Below are 15,270 nucleotides of genomic sequence, written 5' to 3'. Positions count from 1 at the left end.
AGACTGGATAACCTTGGCGGGTTACACAATTTCTTCCTACGCGAATGCGGCTATTATTGCCGAGTTTGCTCCGCCTTCCTTGGCCGTCAACGGCTGGCTGGGTAGTATAACTCGCTGCATTATCACCATGAGCATCTACGCCCAGCAGCAGTGCCGCAGCCAGCCGGAGTTGAGAGCGAGTACTACCTGAGTACTCGCTCGTCGGCATCTGCTTTCCCACCCAGCAATTCCAATGCGGCAGGGCCCCTTCTCTTTGGACTCTCTGTGGGCCAGTTCGTTCCTTGGCTTATGGTCCACGTAGGACGGTCAACCCCTGGTCGGTGAGGACGAGCAGCATGCTCGGCGTCACCGTGGGCTCGTAGACGAGCTGCAAGACGCTTGAGCCGGCCACCTGTGGCACCTGGGCCAGCGTCACGCCGTCCGGCTCCAGCCGCCAGAGCCCCGCGCCCTGCGTCCCGATGTAGAGCGCCCCATCGTCCGTCGCCTTGAGCGAGAGGATCCGCTCCGACGGCAGCCCCGCGAGCTTCGACCAGTTGCCCGAGGAGCGCGACCTGGGCGTCATTGCCCAGACGCCAAACTCCGCGCTGCCCAGGTAGTAGCGGCCCGAGGCCGTCTGCTCGAAGGCGCGCCAGTAGTCATCCGAGGCCTGGCCATTGAGCGCCTCGTTGAAGCCCTTGAACGTCCAGGGGGTGGGGCCCGCCCAGGTGTTCTCCCGGTCCCAGTCCTCCAGCCGCGAGCTCGGAACGAGGACGCCCAGCATCTGCTCGTTCGCGACGAGGACGTCTCCGTTCTTCGCGATGCCGAGCCCATACATGGGCGGGCATTGCAGGGACTCGGCCTTCGTTCCGTCCGGGTTCTCGGTGATGAGGTACCAGCCGGGATGACGGTGGCTGTTGTAGGTGAGCCCCTGGATGCGCGTCACCCCGTGGTTGGTCGTGACGTAGAGGTCGCCGCGATGCGGGCCTCGCGTCACCCGGGCGCAGTTCAGGATGCTGCGGTCCTCGTCGTAGTGAAAGTCGTTCGTGTTGTGGATTCCGATCTGCTTGCCCGCGCTCGACTCGCTCGTGGTGCGCCAGAGGTGCTCCTCCAGCACGACGGACCCATCGGGCTGGAGGCGGACCGCGTCGAGATCTCCCTTCTGGTACTCGGCATAGCGCTCGGGCGTGTAGTACGCCTCGTCCGGGCCCGGGATGTACGTGCGCTGGGAGATGCCTTCCGCGCGCTTCATCTCGGCGGCGCGGTAGCCCACGTAGGCGCGTCCGGCCTCGCCGCCGCAGATGACCGTCGAGCCGATGGCGAGCGACTCCCTGCCAAAGGGCTGGCGTGCCTGGCCGATGCCCGAGCTCCAGGTGGGCGCCGCGTCTCCCGGGCGCAAGACGCCGATGCGGCCGCCATCGAGCAGCCAGAGGTTCAGCCCTTCATCGAGCCCCACGCTCTGCGGTGTCCCGGTGCCAAACCGCTGCGTGTAGTCGAGCATGGCCTCCACCGGCCACGGCCCCGCGCTCTGAGGCTCGCCCGGCCCGGGCTCCGTCTCCTCGTCCGGCACGGGGGCCGGGGGTGTGCCGTCCTCCTCGGGGGGAAGCGGCGGGCGCTCCGGGGGAACTTCATTTCCTAGCGGTGGCCCGGGCTCCTGTTGCTCCGGGGGCTCGACTGTCCTGGGTTCATCACTACAACCCACCGCGAACACAGACATGAACGCCAGCCCCGCCCCCACCGCCCCTGCACGAATCCCCATGGGTACCACCTCCACGCAGGGAGGGTTCGCAAGTTCCGGGCCGTGACGGGAACCCTCTCCCGAAGGGAGGGTTTCCAACAGTGCGCGTCATCTCCATCAGGACGCTCATGATGCCACTGCATACGCGTTTCCCGATTCACGTCACCCTGCTGGGGTGCCTGCTCTTCACGTCGAGCCTTCACGCGGCGGAGCCCGTCACGCCCCTGGCCCCGCCTGGCCTGGAGGTGGTGCTCACCAACACGACGCACCAGCTCATGGCGGTCGCTCCTTCGGGGACGGCGTATGCGCTGAAGATGGATGAATCGGCCAGCCGTCTCTATGCGAGCACGGATGGTGCTCAAACCTGGAGCTTCAAGGCACGGCACCCCCTGGGAGGGGCCTTCCGCGTCATGTCCGCGCTGGCCGACGGCACGCTGCTGGCCAACACCAGCCGCGACGGCCTGCAATACCTCTCCCGCTCCGCGGATGGCGGCGCCACCTGGAGCGAGGTCCTCTCGCTCGGCGACTTCCGCATGCTCACGCCCCACAACATCGCGGAGCTCGATGGCACCGTGTACTTCCTCGAATATCAGTCCTTCACCACCCAGGACACGCCCATCCGGCTGCACGCCAGCAAGGACCGGGGCCTCACCTGGGAGGTGCGGCAGACCTTCACCGGCCACCGCCATGGCCACGGGCTGACGGCGGATCCGGCGCACCATTCCCTGTGGGCCTTCTTCGGAGATACCCCCCAGAAGGCCGGCACCTTTCGCTCGGTGGACGCGGGCAACTCGTGGGTGCGCGTCCTTGGAGGCCAGGAGGGGTGCGTGGTCGACGCGGTGCCGCTCAGTGATGGCAGCCTGCTCTTCGGGCAGGACATCACCTACCTGCCGCAGCGGCCGCACATTGCCCAGCTCTCGCCGGATGGGACGTATGCCGCGCTGGTGCAGCTCACAGGCCCCGCCTACTCCACCTACGCCCTGAAGGCGGGAGGCTTCGTGGCGGGCATCGCCCGGGAGCCGGGCGGAGACATCTATCCTCCCTCCGAGGTGAGCGCGCACGTCTGGGGCAGTCTCGATGGCGTCGATTGGCGGGAGCTGCGCAGCTACCCCCGCCTGGACCCCAACGCCAACGTGCGTGCCGACGTCTACTTCGAGCTGCCCTCGGGATTGCTGGTCCTCCAGCTCGCCAATGTCCAGGGCTTCGGCCCCGGCGGCAGGGGCTACCAGCTCGTCCGGCTGAAACAGACGGGCCTTGTCCCGTGATCAGACGGATGGGCCTGCGTCAGCGGTGTCTTCGCGCGCAGGCCGCTCCGGGAGGGCCAGCGCCGCCGCGAAGGCGTACCAGCCCATGACAGGGCCCGCTCCCGCCCCCATCAGCGGCACGGGGAAGTTCCCAAGGAACGTGGCCCCCACCGCGAGGGCAAACGCGATCCCAAAGGCAAGCACAACCCAGGCACGCGCGGGGGCGGAGGCCCTGGCGGTGAGCAGGAACGCCCCGAGCAGGAGCGCCCCCAACGCCCCGGTGGCCCCCAGCCAGACGGGGCCCCGGTCCGCGGCGAGGAAGAGGATCCGCTCGACGTGCGCCACGGGGGCCAGCGGGTCCGCCCGGGCCCATGTCCATGCCGCGAGTCCCCCCATCAGGCCTACCACGGCCATCCGAAGAAGCCTGCCGGGCACGGGCGCCCAGGGGCGCATCAGGACGAGCGTCCCCCCCGCGAGCGCGGTGGCCTGGGCCGCGTCGGGCTGAAGCCAGTGGACGCCCTGGGCCAGCAGTGCGAGCACGGTGCACCCACGGCGCACCCCGGCATGGGAGGCGCTCATTCCCACCAGGAGCCAAGGAAGGAAGGCGGCGGAAGCGTTCAAGCGAAGGGGTCCGAGCGGCAGCCAGCGATGCACCCCGTCCAGGCCTGGGAAGGCCAGCGTCGCGGCGATGGCGGCGAACGCGGCCAGGGCCATGCCCCCCAGGCGCAGATCCCGTCTGGAGGGGGAGCGCAGGCTCCACAGCCACACGCAGGCGCACCCCAGCAGGAGCGCCAGCGCGTTCGGGACAAACGCCCGGGTGTGAGCGGGGCTCGCCACGGCCGCGCCGAGGAGGATGGCCGGCACGGGGGCCAGGAGGAACAGCAGGACAGGGGATCGCATGGAATGGGTCAGCCGCCCGGGGGCCGGCTCCGGCGGGGCCAGAGGGCGTAGCCCCAGAAGGGCAAGAAGAGGAGCAACTCCACCAGCACCACGTACACGCCGCGCGCAGAGAGCATGCCCACCCCGATGGGCGCCACGGGGATGGGCCTCCAGGGCAGGAAGTAGCGGGCGGTGGTGAAGGGCCACAGCAGCGCCGCGCCCAGCCCTCCGGTGGTCATCGCATCCAACACCCCATGGCTGCCCACGGCGGCGAAGGTGAGCAGCCCGGCCTTGAGCGCGGGCCCCCGCGCCACCCGCACTCCCACCGCCACCGCGAGCGCCACCAAAGCGGCGATCACGAACGCGTGCGAGGCGCCCCGGTGTCCCCAGGGCGCCGCGTAGGGAATCCTCAGCACGAAGGCGATGACGTCCGCGTCCGGCAGCATCGCCAGCGCGGCGAGCGCCCCCATCGCAGCGGCCCGCTTGCCAGGTGAAGCCTCCCTCGCGCCCACCCGTCCCAGCGCCAGTCCCACCGCGATGTGCCCGAAGCTCGCCACGTTCCCTCCGCGCTCAACCTAGCAGACGTCCTGGCCTCCCGAGGCGCCGCCGTGCTTCACCCGAGCCACTCCAGCTCCGCCTCCACCGCCAGGTGGTCGGACACGGGTTCGGGGAGCGTCCGGTGCGCGTGAAAGCGCAGCTCGCGGGGTGCGAGGATCCAATCCAACCGCTGGGCGGGGCGCGCCGCGGGGTATGTGGCGAGGCCGCCCTCCACGTCCGGCGCGTGCAGGGCCAGCGCCCGGATCAGTTGCGCGGGCGCTTCCCCGGAAGGGCTTCCCGGGGCGTTCAGGTCTCCCAGCACCAGCCGGGGCCGGGCCGGACGCTGGCCGAGCGCCTGAAGCAGCCGCGCCACCTGCCGCTGGCGGCAGCGCCCCGAGAAGCTGTCCAGGTGGACGGAGACCACATCGAGCCAGCGGCCCTCGTCCTCCACCGCCGCCACCACATAGCCCTTGTCCACCGCCCGGTCCGCCTCGAAGGAGTTCCACGCCGGCTCGTGCAGAGGCCGCAGGGACAGCAGCGCCGTCCCCCGGGCGCAGACGCCCGGCCAGTGCAGGTGCGGGCCGTGCAGCACGTGCGCGTACCCCGCCCGGTGGGCCAGCCGCTCCAGGGGATCCACCGTCCCGCTGAAGAGGCCCGCGCGGTCCACCTCCTGGAGCGCCACCACGTCCGCCCGCCGCTCCGCGAGCAGCCCAGCCATCCGGTCCAGGTGCTCCAGCAGCCGGCGGCGGGGCAGCAGGAAGGGCAGCGGAATGGGGCTCGTGGGCACGCCGTGGGCGATGTTCAGCGTGAGCACTCGCAACATGCGCTCCTTTAACCGCGGCGCTCCCACTGGCCGCGGGCGGCCCACAAGGCCTCGCACGCGGCCACCGCGCCCACCTCCAGCCGGACATCGACGTACTCCGAGAGCGAGGTGCGCCCCGGGTTGATCTCCACCGTGGGACGCTGGCGCCTCGCCGCCTGGAGCACCGGCGCGGTGATGTAGGGGAAGAGGCTGGAGGTGCCGATCGAGAACACCAGATCAAAGCCCCGCATCAGCTCCTGCTCCATGAGCGCCACCTTCGTGGGCGGGAGCAGCTCCTCGAAGAGCACCACGTCCGGGCGCACCACCGCGCCGCACCGGGGACAGGACGGACAGGGCGGCAGGTGCGCGTAGTCCGCGACACGCTCCGCGAAATCACACCGCGTGCAGCGCAGCTCATGGATGTCACCGTGGATGTCGATGACGTTCTTCGAGCCCGCTGTCCTGTGGAAGCCGTCCACGTTCTGGGTGAGCACCCAGCAGCGCTCGAAGCAGCCTTCGAGCTGCGCCAGGATTTCGTGCGCGCGGTTGAAGACCGCCCCCCGGCAGGCGCGCTCGATGTCGTGGAGGTGTTTCCACGTCCGCTCCGGCTGGTACCGGAACATGCTCCCCGAGAGCGCCACCTCGATGGGCACGCCGTCCTCGGCCGTCTTCCCCTCGTAGAGCCCACCGATGCCCCGGTAGGTGGGGATGCCCGACTCCGCCGAGATGCCAGCGCCGGTGACGAACAGCACACTCCGGGCCCGGGACAGGTGCCCGATGACTCGCGTGAGATCTTGTTCCATGGAAGTCCAAGAGAAGAGCCCGCCCCGGGGGTGGCCGGGACAGGCTCGAACCGCGGAGGCGGGGGCTACGGAGCGCTACTGACAGGTCCAAACGCCGTTGGTGCACCGGCAGAAGAACCACTCGCAGTAATTGGGCAGGTAGCACCGGCGCGTGGACGTCGTCGCACAGGCCTTGCCCTCGACGTTCTGGCAGAAGTTCGACGGCGGTCCCGCCTCACAGGCCACCTGAATCGGCGCCTCGACGCTGGCCTCCGTTGTCACGTCCCCGCCGGACAGGGCCTCCTGCTCTTCCGGGGCCACACCACAGCCCGCCCAGGACATCGCCATCGCCAGGAGGATGAACTTGGCTCGCAGCATCTTCACGGTCTTCCTGTTCTTTCTGTCTCGTCCGCTTAAAGAGACATGGAGCAATTTACAGGGTGCTCACACAGGGAGCAATGAGACACTGCGGGCTTACTCCGTTCCGACACTCCCGTAACAGAGCCTTCGCGTTTCATCATTTGCCTCCTGGAGGGCTGAAACAGCGGCAACACAGACACGCGAAACACGACGTCCGGAAGGACCTGGGTCCCTCCGGACGCTGCGTCTCTTCAACACTCCCATCGCCTCCGCGAGTGTCTGCCCGTCTGCTGTCCTGACGGGCGAGGCCTCAGTGCCGCGAGTCCTTGCGCTTCTGCTGCCTCGCCTGCTCCGCACGCAGGGCACCGCCAATGCGGCGGCCCGCGACCTTGGTGATCTTCGAGACGGGGTTGCCCATCTTCTTGGACTGGGCCCGCGCCCAGGCGGGTTGCGAATCGAACGAGTGGTTCTTCTTCATGGTGTGCACCCTCCGGGGCTGTGTCCTGCCTTCACGGTGTTGGCGATGGCGTCCACATGCAAGGGGGAAATTCCGGGATTCAAGGTGCCGGAGTGGGTTCATCCAGGCTCGCCAGGTTCTCCTCCGCAGCTCGGCGGTACAAGGGCACGACCTCCACGGCCAGCACGTCACGCATCTGCTGGCGTGCCCCGTCGAGATCCCCCGCCTCCTGACACCGGATCATCTGGTAGAGCGCTTGTGAGATTCGCTGCTTCCCGTCTTCCATGCGCTTCACCATCTGCGCGAGGAGCGCCGCCGTGCCTTCCTGTGTCTTGAGAGCCTCTTCCGCCTCTGCCTCGCTGATGGCCACAGAAGGGGCGGTCTTCCGAAGGAAGCCACGCAAGTCATCGCGAAGTTCCAGCGGCGTGCCTTGCTGAACCCGGAGAGTGAGGGCTCGAACCTGCCCCCAGGGGTGGAAGTCCTCGGTCACGCGCCCGGTCCGGAACACCGCCTCAAGCGTCGCCAGATCCTCAAGCCTGCCGGTGAGTTGCTCCCGGTAGAAAGGAACGGCCTCGGCAGCGAGCGCGTCCTCCAGCACCCTCCTCGCCCCCGCGAAGTCCCCCTTGTCGCGAAGGGGCTCCGTCTGGGCATCCGCTGTTCCCAATCGTGCGGACCCATCTCTGAGGCGCCGTGTGATCTCCTTCAAGTGGTGAGCCGCTGTTGCGGCTTCCCGCAGCGCTTCCGTGGTGTCCGCGGGGCGGATGGCCACGAGCCGGGCGCCTCCCCTCAAGATGGCGCAGGTCTCGTCACTGAGTTCGAGAGGCTCTCCCTGCACCGATACCTTGCGGTCCAGTTCCTCAATGCGTTCCCAGTCCAGTTGGTCCTCATCCGTCATGACTCTCCCACCGCTTCCGCCTGGGCATGGGCGCATTGCACATGTTGGTTGAGTCATTCATGGCGGATTCGAGGTCGAGGGCCGGGGTGGATCAAACATGGGCACGTAGCACATGCCCTTCCATTCGTATGCACGGGTACCGCACGGTGGGGTGGCCTCGCTCAACCGTCCCCAACATCCGCCATTGATCTTGAGCTCATGCTTGCCGCAGGGCGGCCGATGCTGGCCAGGAAACGGCTTCTCTGGCACATCGAGGGCCATTCCGCCTTGCTCGAACTCAGCCGGCGGCTCTGCCGTTGAGGCATCCAGCGTTGAATCGGCGAGGCCCACCGGACCTTCCGCTGGTTGATGCTCTTCTGCCATGACCTTATCGTCCCCAGGGGATTGGGGGCCCAGCCACCACACAGCCACCATCAAGCACATCCCGAGGGCCGCCACGAGCGCGGGCCTCCATGCGGCAGACGCTGGAGGTGGCGAGGCCACGTGTTGGCCCCCGGTCAGTGGCAGGTCCGCTGCACGGCCTGCTTTCTTCGCCGCGCGCTCCAGTGCCTGGGCTACCGAGGCCGCGCTGCCCCTTTTAGAGGGATCTTCGTGCAACATCTGCCGGATCAGCGCCGCCAGTTCCGGGCACACCGAGGCCAGCGTTTCCGGTGGGATCCAGGGCGGATCCACGAACTCGAAGCCCTCCTCGGTCTGCTTCAGTTCCAGGCCGGGTGGGTACTGTCCCGTACACAGGCGATAGGCCGTCACCCCCAGCGCATACACGTCATCCGCGGGCTGGGCCTCGTAGCGGATCCTCGGCTGGTGTCTCGTCTCCCACTGGAAGCGCTGAGACTCGGGGCTCTGATACTCGGGCGTTCCCGGAGGGGGATGCTGGTGGGTGAGCGTTTGCGCCTGCCGGTAGTTCGACGAGCCAAAGTCCATCAGCACCGCCGTGCCATCGGCTCTCACCCGAATGTTGTCCCCTTTCACGTCCCGATGCACACCCTCCACCGCGTGCGTCGCCTCCAGCGCCCGGGCCACGTGCGCCAGGAGCCGCAGCGCTTGCCGGGAGGTGAGGACGTGCCGCGTGCCCCACTCGTACAGGGGCAGCCCCTCCACCCACTCCATCACCAGATAAGGGAAGGGCGTCCCCTCCGGCATCCACCAGCCCCGGTCCTGAAGCTGCGGCACGTGGGGTGAGTTCAAGCGCGCGAGCAACTCCCCTTCCCGCTCGAAGCGGGGATCCAAGGGATGGAGCGCCAGCTTCAGGGCAAACGGGCCCGCGCTTTCAGCGCCTACCCTCTCGGCCCGGTAGACCGCGCCGTAGGCCCCCTGGCCCTGGTGGCTCACCACGCGCCAGGCGCCGACTTCCGTTCCAGGCGCCAGTCCAGCTGAGTTCGTCATGGGCAGCTCTGAAACTCACTCCTCGTCGTCGAGTTTCAGTTGGGAGCCCACCAGGACGATGCCTGCCAGATCGAGCAACCTGGATTCAGGTGTGCCTCGCGTCACCCGCGTCTTCCCGCTGGCGATCCAGTACCAGCGCTTGACGGTCTCGCCACCCTTGAGATGGGAGCGCAGGACTTCCTGGGCCGCGCGCTTCTTGGCCACGAGAACCTTTGCTTGTCCCGTATTGGCTTCATGGACTTCCACGGCCACAAGGGCGAGAGAAGCCCGGTCCGTTCCTAGCAGATAGTCCCACCGATGCTCGTTGCCATGCGTCTGCTCCGTTGCCGCATCGAGGTCCATGGAGTCCGTCACCCGGGTCACCGCCTCATGGACGCGGCCACGGTCCGCGCTCTTGAGTCCCTTCTTCCCCTGCTTCACCCGGTCCATGAGCCCAGAGCCCGGCTTCAGTGCCTTGCGAACGCTCACGCGCTCTCCTCATTCATCGCGTCGGAGATGGCCCTTCCGAAATTTCCGCTGAAGCCCGTCAGGCCGCCCCATTCCCGTGTGGAACGATCGTCGGAGCTTGGATCCAAGCTTGAAATGTCCCGGCTCCTGACCCGCAGATGCTCATCAAACCCGAGAAAATACGTGCGCGTGGACTTCTCCAAAGCCGCGGTGATGAACTTGCGCACGTCGCCCGTGCTTGGCAGACCGAACGCCTTGCGCAGCTGCTGGGCTCCATTCTTGGTTTCCCGGAGCGCTTGGATGGCGAAAACCACATCCAGCACAAATGGCGAATGGGTCGAGAGAATGACGCGATAGCCCCGCCAGAGCAGATCGAGCACAAGCGCCATGATGGCGTTCAGCGCCTGCGGATGAAGCCCCATCTCCGGCTCCTCGATGATGACCCAGTCGATGTCCGGATCCTTCGTCTCGCGGCGCTCGGGCAGCACCCGGTAAAGTCCCAGGAGCAGTGGCGTGAACTCCCGCTGGCCTGCCGTCCACGTCATGAACGGGAGATGGGTCTTGCCGTAGCCGAGCTCCAGCCGGGTTTGGAGCCCTGCCTTCTCAAGCCTCACTTTGCCGCCATGGAACACAGCGCCGTCGATCAACTCCCGCACACTTTGTTTGAGCCGCCGCTCGACGGGAAATAGATCTCCGGCCTGATTCCCCGTGAAGCGGTCGTAGAGGCTCTGGCTAAACAGCCTCGCTACCGCGGGTGTATCCGCCTTGAGACGCATGAACGGCGATGGCCACCCCTCGTTCATCAGCAGCGCGCGGTGCGCGGGAACGAAGAAGACACGCGGCACCGCATTCCTGGCACGCATCACCTTTCTGAGTTGCAGGGGCTTTCCATTGACGAGCACGCGTGTCTTGGAACTCCAAGCAGCATGCATCCCTTCGCCATAATACGCATCGATCAGTTCCGCTGGATTTGAGGGTTTGATCCCTGCATCGTGAAGCGCGGAAATGATCTCGCCCCCATCGAGCGCGAGTTTCCAGGTTTGCAACAACAGGCTCTTCCCAGCTCCCTGCGGGCCCACAAGTACGGTCAGATCTCCGAACGCGATGCGTGCACTCGCGATCTGCCCAAAGTTTTGGACCTCCAAAACGTCCGCTGGCAAGTGGCCTCCGAGAAAGGGCTTCGAGGCTGTCACAGAGCCCTGTGACCGACAAGTTAGGACGTGTGGTCGCTCCTCAGCCCTCGCGAGAGGGAGGGCCTGGTGCGAAGGTGGGGTCCGCCGCCGTGTAGCGCTTGAGCTTCGCCAGGAAGGTTCTGAGCGGCATGCGGATCAGCTCCGCCGCCCGCGTCTTGTTTCCTCCCGAGGCCACCAGCGCCGCCTGCATGCGGCTGCGCTCCAGGTTGCGGATCTCCTCTTCGATGGGACGGAAGCCCTTCGCGGCATCCGGCACACTGGCGTCCTTCGTTCCTTCCGGGGAGGCTGGTCCGAGCGAGTCCCAGAGGTCCTCGGGCGCGAGCACTTCTCCCGCCGTTCCCGCCGCCACGAAGTTCATCAGGTTCCGCAGCTCGCGCACGTTGCCCGGCCACAGGTGCGCCGAGAGCAGCTCCAGCGCCCCCGCCGTGATGGTCATCCTCGGCCGCCCCACCTTCCGGCACGCCTCGTCCAGGAAGCTCTGGCTGAGCAGCGGCAGCTCCAGCTTGCGGTCCCTTAATGGCGGCAGGCACAGCTTCGCCGCGCTCAGCCGGAAGTAGAGGTCCTGGCGGAACCGCCCCGCCTTCACCTCCTGCTCCAAGTCCCGGTTCGTGGCGCCGACCAGGCGGATGTTGATGGCGCGCTCCTTCGTATCGCCCACCCGCGTGAAGCGCTGCGTGTCGAGCACTCGCAGGAGCTTGGCCTGCACCGCCAGCGACAGCTCCCCCACCTCGTCCAGGAAGAGCGTGCCCCCGTCCGCCGCCTCCAGCAGCCCCGTCTTCCGGCTCACCGCCCCCGAGAAGGCTCCCTTCTCGTGGCCGAAGAGCTCGCTCTCCACCAGGTTCTCCTGGAACGCCGCGCAGTTCAGCGCCACCAGCGGCGCCCCCGCCCGGCTGGACCAGTGGTGCAGCGCCGAGGCCGCCAGCTCCTTGCCCGTCCCCGTCTCCCCCAGCACCAGCACCGGCAGCTCCGCCTTCGCCAGCCGTGCAATCAAGGCGTAGAGCCGCAGCATCGCCGGATCCGCCACCACCACCGACGCCTCGCCCACCCGCAGCAGCTTGAAGGTCTGCGCCACCGCCGCCGCCTGTCCCTCCGTCGCCGCCCCCGCCGCCGCCCCCGCCCCCGACATCAGCGTGTCCACGTCACAGCCGTCCGAGGGGTAGCAGGCAAAGCCCGCCTTCCACTGCGCCCGCCCGCTCTCCTTCAGCAGCCGCGCCACCACCGCCCCCGCCCCGTCCGCCCCCACCTCCGGCAACAGCAGCAGCAGCTGTCCGCCCCCTGCCCTGCCCACCACGTCCATCAGCCGCAGCTGCCCCACCAGCACGTCCGCCGCCTCGTCCTCCAGCCCCTGCTGGCACACGAGTGACACCAGGCTGAACGTGCGCTCGTAGCGCGCCGCCCGCTCCAGCTCCTCTTCGATGCGCTGCCGGAACGCCCCCAGCGCCAGGAGCGGCCTGCGCGTGCGCAAGCGCGCCGGCCCGTGGAACACCAGCGTCACCCCGCACAGCGTGATGATGTCCCCGGAGAGCATCAGCCTCGGCGACTGGATGCGCTCCCCGTTCACCGCCGTGCCGTTCTGGCTCCCCAGGTCGATGAGGTGCGCCTCGTCCTCCTTCAGCACGAACCGCGCGTGCGAGCGCGACACCGCCCCGTCCTGCAGCCGCAGGTGCGCCGTGTCGCCCCGCCCCACCAGCACCTCCCCCGTGCTGGGCAGGCGGACGATTCGCGAGGAGTCGTTCTCGAAGACGAGCAGGTAGGGGCCCTCGAGCTCGGGTGGAGGCCCCCGCCGAGCGGGGGGCCCCACGTCGTTGACGGCGGTCGAGACCCCGACCTCACTGGCCTTGCTCATGGGTTGCCCAAAGCCTTCCATAGGCCCCCCGTCCATACAACGCTCCCCGCATCCCCGGCCAGCGGTCAGGCAACCATGCCAAAGCTGCATGCCACCGCGCCGCCCCACCATGCCAAAGCTGCATGGTGGCCCCTCCCGTGCCCCCTGTCTCCGAGCGGAGTCCGTCCCGGCACGCTTCGCGCAATGGGCTCCCCCCGTGGGCGGCTGGCCCCTCCCGTGGGGGGAGGAGCGCGCCCCTGAGGTGCCGCGATGCGCCGTGGATGGTTTGGAAGCCTGGTGTCCCTGGCCCTCGTGGGGTGTGGGTCCGGGAGCGCCTCGGAGCCGGGGGCTTCCCTGGACTCGACCGCGCCCTTCGTCGCCATCCAGGCCCCCACCTTCAGCGCCCGGGTGAGCGGCACGCTCGGCGTCGTGGGCACCGCCTCGGATGACGTCGCCGTGGCCTCCGTCGAGGTGCAGGTCGATGCGGACGCCTTCGTCCCCGCCACGGGCACCACCGAGTGGAGCTACCTGTGGGACACCTCGCCGCTGAGCGATGGCGTCCACGCCCTCACCGTCCGCGTCACCGACACCTCCGGCAACGTCGGCCTCACCACCGTCCCGGTGGAGGTGAGCAACTTCGATGCGGGCAGGCCCATGGCCCCGGTGGGCATGGCGCTCACCGTCGCCCCGAAGGGCGGCGTGCTCGGGGACATGCTCCGCGCCTCGGCCACCTTCACCAACCCGGGCACCCAGCCCGTCACGCTGCCCCGGCTGCGGCTCACTGCCCTGGCCCCGGCCGGCGCGCCCGCGGGCGTGGACTTCGCGCCCACGCTGGGCCCCGTCACCCTCGCCCCCGGCCAGACGGTGACGCTGGAGGCCCTGGGCCGCCCCCTGCCCACCGCGCCGGCCGGCGAGTGGCAGGTGCTGCCCAGCTACGAGGATGCGCAGGGCCTCACCCACTTCGGCCCCTCGCAGCGCGTGCCGCTCCGGCGCCAGGTGCGCCTGGGCGCCGCCACCCACCAGAAGCGCCTCTTCGACGCGGCCGAGCCCGCCTACGCGCAGACCTTCCTCGCGCACTTCGACTCGCTCACGCCCGAGTACGAGATGAAGATCGCCCAGCTCCAGCCCGCCCAGGGCCAGTTCGACTTCGCCATCGCCGATCAGATCGTCGCCTTCGCCGAGGCGAACGGGAAGCAGGTGCGCGGCCACACGCTCATCTGGGGCAACTCGCTGCCCGCGTGGCTCACCGGGCGCACCTGGACGCGCGAGGAGCTCATCCAGGTGCTGGAGACGCACATCGCCACCGTGGTGGGCCGCTACCGGGGCCGCATCCCCGAGTGGGACGTCGTCAACGAGGCCTTCCTGGATGATGGGAGCTGGCGGCCCAACCTGTGGCTCACCACCATCGGCACCGAGTACATCGCCCTGGCCTTCCAGGCCGCCCACCGCGCCGACCCGTCCGCCAAGCTCTTCTACAACGACTACAACGTCGAGCGGATCAACGCGAAGTCCACCGCCGTCTACAACCTGGCGCGCTCGCTCCAGGAACAGGGCATCCCCCTCCACGGCATCGGGATGCAGTCCCACGTCACGCCCAACTACTACCCCACCCAGGCCCAGCTCGAGGCGGTGCTCTCGCGCCTGGAGCAGGCCGGCCTCGAGGGCCAGCTCACCGAGCTGGACGTGAGCCTCGCCAAGCTCACGGACACCCCCGACGCGGAGAAGTTCGAGCTCCAGGCACAGATTTACCAGGGCCTGGTGGCCGCCTGTCAGGCCCGCCCCGGCTGCACCCGCATCACCACCTGGGGCATCACCGACAAGTACACCTACCTGGGCAGCACCGGCGTGCCGCTCCTCTTTGACAGCCAGTACGCTCCCAAGCGTGCCATGGAGGTGACCCGGCGCATCCTCGGCCGCTGAGTTCCTGCTGTCCGGCTTATCCCGGTTGTGGCCCACCCGGGTGGGCACTACGCTGCGGGCGGAAGCGAACCGTCCGGAGTTGGAATGCGCCGCGCCTGGTCCTGTCTGCTGTTGATGCTCTGTCTGTCCTCGCCGGCGCTGGCCGCGCGCAAGCCCAACCCCTTCCTCGTGCAGGCCAAGGTGCATTACCAGGGGCTGGAGTTCGAGAAGTGCCTGCGGCGGTTGGATCAGGCCACCCGGTGGAAGAAGAACACCCGCGCCGAGCAGGTGGACATCGAGCTGTACTCGGGCCTGTGCGCCTTCAACCTGGGCAACGAGGAGGAGGCCCGCAAGTCCTTCAGCCTCGCGCTGGAGATGGATCCGCAGGTGGAGCTGCCGCCCTACTCCAGCCCCCGGCTCGTCACCTTCTTCGATGCGCTCGCGCAGCGCTCCCCCCCTGCCGAGGAGCCCGACGAGGAGGCCGCGCCCCCCGCTCCGGCCCCCGCTCCGCCCGCGCCCGCGCAGGACACGCCCCGCCAGGTGGAGCTGCAACCGGCGCCGCCCCCGGAGCAGCCCCTGCTCACCCAGGCCCCTCCGGCCCCCCAGCCCAAGAAGCTGCTCTTCCCCGTGCTGCTGTCGAGCACCAGCGCCGTGGCCGCGGGCGGGGCCGTCTACTTCGGCCTCCAGGCGCGCTCCGAGGAGGAGAAGGCCAATGACCGGGACACCTTCTACGAGGACTCGCTCGCCCACCGCGACGATGCCCGGCAGAACGCGAAGTTCGCCAACGTGGCCATTGGCGTGGCCGCCACGGCCGCCGTCGGGGCGCTGCTCTCGTACGTCCTTCAGTGAG

General features: G+C 68.6%; 15 protein-coding genes. 3 read left to right on the top strand and 12 right to left on the bottom strand.

What is annotated here, in order from left to right; genetic code table 11:
• Positions 1–286: 286 nt before the first annotated feature.
• On the bottom strand, positions 287–1,735 hold the full coding sequence (locus KY661_RS00150; protein ID WP_225408239.1) for a hypothetical protein: 1,449 nt from the start codon (positions 1,733–1,735) through the stop codon (positions 287–289).
• Positions 1,736–1,842: 107 nt separating this feature from the next.
• On the opposite strand from KY661_RS00150, the gene KY661_RS00145 reads away from it, so the two are divergent.
• The gene (locus KY661_RS00145) at positions 1,843–2,979 is read left to right on the top strand and encodes a WD40/YVTN/BNR-like repeat-containing protein (RefSeq protein ID WP_225408238.1); all 1,137 of its coding nucleotides are present in this window, start codon (positions 1,843–1,845) and stop codon (positions 2,977–2,979) included.
• Here KY661_RS00145 and KY661_RS00140 read toward each other — a convergent pair whose 3' ends face one another.
• From KY661_RS00140 to KY661_RS00090, 11 genes are all read right to left on the bottom strand, one after another.
• The gene (locus tag KY661_RS00140; RefSeq protein WP_225408237.1) at positions 2,980–3,858 is read right to left on the bottom strand and encodes a hypothetical protein; all 879 of its coding nucleotides are present in this window, start codon (positions 3,856–3,858) and stop codon (positions 2,980–2,982) included. It abuts the gene before it with no gap.
• A gap of 8 nt (positions 3,859–3,866) precedes the next feature.
• Complete coding sequence (locus KY661_RS00135) at positions 3,867–4,394, bottom strand: metal-dependent hydrolase (RefSeq protein ID WP_225408236.1); 528 nt, start codon at positions 4,392–4,394, stop codon at positions 3,867–3,869.
• Between the two features lie 56 nt (positions 4,395–4,450).
• Positions 4,451–5,197, bottom strand: a complete 747-nt coding sequence (locus tag KY661_RS00130; RefSeq protein ID WP_225408235.1) for an endonuclease/exonuclease/phosphatase family protein — start codon at positions 5,195–5,197, stop codon at positions 4,451–4,453.
• 8 nt (positions 5,198–5,205) lie between these two features.
• Complete coding sequence (locus tag KY661_RS00125; RefSeq protein WP_225408234.1) at positions 5,206–5,979, bottom strand: SIR2 family NAD-dependent protein deacylase; 774 nt, start codon at positions 5,977–5,979, stop codon at positions 5,206–5,208.
• A 75-nt stretch (positions 5,980–6,054) separates the two neighbouring features.
• Complete coding sequence (locus KY661_RS00120; protein WP_225409156.1) at positions 6,055–6,336, bottom strand: hypothetical protein; 282 nt, start codon at positions 6,334–6,336, stop codon at positions 6,055–6,057.
• A gap of 292 nt (positions 6,337–6,628) precedes the next feature.
• Complete coding sequence (locus tag KY661_RS00115) at positions 6,629–6,796, bottom strand: hypothetical protein (RefSeq protein WP_225408233.1); 168 nt, start codon at positions 6,794–6,796, stop codon at positions 6,629–6,631.
• Between the two features lie 79 nt (positions 6,797–6,875).
• Complete coding sequence (locus KY661_RS00110; RefSeq protein ID WP_225408232.1) at positions 6,876–7,670, bottom strand: DUSAM domain-containing protein; 795 nt, start codon at positions 7,668–7,670, stop codon at positions 6,876–6,878.
• A 57-nt stretch (positions 7,671–7,727) separates the two neighbouring features.
• Entirely contained in the window at positions 7,728–9,056 is a 1,329-nt protein-coding gene (locus tag KY661_RS00105) for a serine/threonine-protein kinase (protein ID WP_225408231.1), read from the bottom strand.
• Positions 9,057–9,071: 15 nt separating this feature from the next.
• Positions 9,072–9,524 (bottom strand): hypothetical protein, encoded by a 453-nt coding sequence (locus tag KY661_RS00100; protein ID WP_225408230.1) that lies wholly within the window; start codon positions 9,522–9,524, stop codon positions 9,072–9,074.
• Complete coding sequence (locus KY661_RS00095) at positions 9,521–10,663, bottom strand: AAA family ATPase (protein ID WP_225408229.1); 1,143 nt, start codon at positions 10,661–10,663, stop codon at positions 9,521–9,523. The genes KY661_RS00100 and KY661_RS00095 overlap by 4 nt, the downstream gene beginning before the upstream one ends.
• A gap of 73 nt (positions 10,664–10,736) precedes the next feature.
• Positions 10,737–12,542 carry a sigma 54-interacting transcriptional regulator gene (locus tag KY661_RS00090; protein WP_225408228.1) on the bottom strand — a complete coding sequence of 602 codons (1,806 nt, stop codon included), beginning with the start codon at positions 12,540–12,542 and terminating at the stop codon, positions 10,737–10,739.
• Between the two features lie 249 nt (positions 12,543–12,791).
• On the opposite strand from KY661_RS00090, the gene KY661_RS00085 reads away from it, so the two are divergent.
• Together KY661_RS00085 and KY661_RS00080 are read left to right on the top strand one after the other, a co-directional pair.
• Positions 12,792–14,441: an endo-1,4-beta-xylanase gene (locus tag KY661_RS00085; RefSeq protein ID WP_225408227.1), complete on the top strand. Its 1,650-nt coding sequence runs from the start codon at positions 12,792–12,794 to the stop codon at positions 14,439–14,441.
• 84 nt (positions 14,442–14,525) lie between these two features.
• Positions 14,526–15,269, top strand: coding sequence for a hypothetical protein (locus KY661_RS00080; protein ID WP_225408226.1), 744 nt, complete (start codon positions 14,526–14,528; stop codon positions 15,267–15,269).
• The last annotated feature ends 1 nt before the right edge of the window (position 15,270 follow it).

The sequence above is a fragment of the Allostigmatella hybrida genome (assembly GCF_020103775.1).
Lineage (GTDB): Bacteria > Myxococcota > Myxococcia > Myxococcales > Myxococcaceae > Hyalangium > Hyalangium aurantiaca.
Note: the sequence above shows the minus strand (reverse complement) of the source record. Positions and strands in the feature narration are given on the sequence as shown.

Bases quoted from the DNA above. Each gene is read 5' to 3' on its own strand.
- KY661_RS00145 (WP_225408238.1), top strand. From the start codon at position 1,843: ATGATGCCACTGCATACGCGTTTCCCGATTCACGTCACCCTGCTGGGG.
- KY661_RS00080 (WP_225408226.1), top strand. From the start codon at position 14,526: ATGCGCCGCGCCTGGTCCTGTCTGCTGTTGATGCTCTGTCTGTCCTCG.
- KY661_RS00130 (WP_225408235.1), bottom strand. From the start codon at position 5,197: ATGTTGCGAGTGCTCACGCTGAACATCGCCCACGGCGTGCCCACGAGC.
- KY661_RS00090 (WP_225408228.1), bottom strand. From the start codon at position 12,542: ATGAGCAAGGCCAGTGAGGTCGGGGTCTCGACCGCCGTCAACGACGTG.
- KY661_RS00150 (WP_225408239.1), bottom strand. From the start codon at position 1,735: ATGGGGATTCGTGCAGGGGCGGTGGGGGCGGGGCTGGCGTTCATGTCT.
- KY661_RS00140 (WP_225408237.1), bottom strand. From the start codon at position 3,858: ATGCGATCCCCTGTCCTGCTGTTCCTCCTGGCCCCCGTGCCGGCCATC.
- KY661_RS00125 (WP_225408234.1), bottom strand. From the start codon at position 5,979: ATGGAACAAGATCTCACGCGAGTCATCGGGCACCTGTCCCGGGCCCGG.
- KY661_RS00110 (WP_225408232.1), bottom strand. From the start codon at position 7,670: ATGACGGATGAGGACCAACTGGACTGGGAACGCATTGAGGAACTGGAC.
- KY661_RS00120 (WP_225409156.1), bottom strand. From the start codon at position 6,336: ATGCTGCGAGCCAAGTTCATCCTCCTGGCGATGGCGATGTCCTGGGCG.
- KY661_RS00115 (WP_225408233.1), bottom strand. From the start codon at position 6,796: ATGAAGAAGAACCACTCGTTCGATTCGCAACCCGCCTGGGCGCGGGCC.
- KY661_RS00085 (WP_225408227.1), top strand. From the start codon at position 12,792: ATGCGCCGTGGATGGTTTGGAAGCCTGGTGTCCCTGGCCCTCGTGGGG.
- KY661_RS00105 (WP_225408231.1), bottom strand. From the start codon at position 9,056: ATGACGAACTCAGCTGGACTGGCGCCTGGAACGGAAGTCGGCGCCTGG.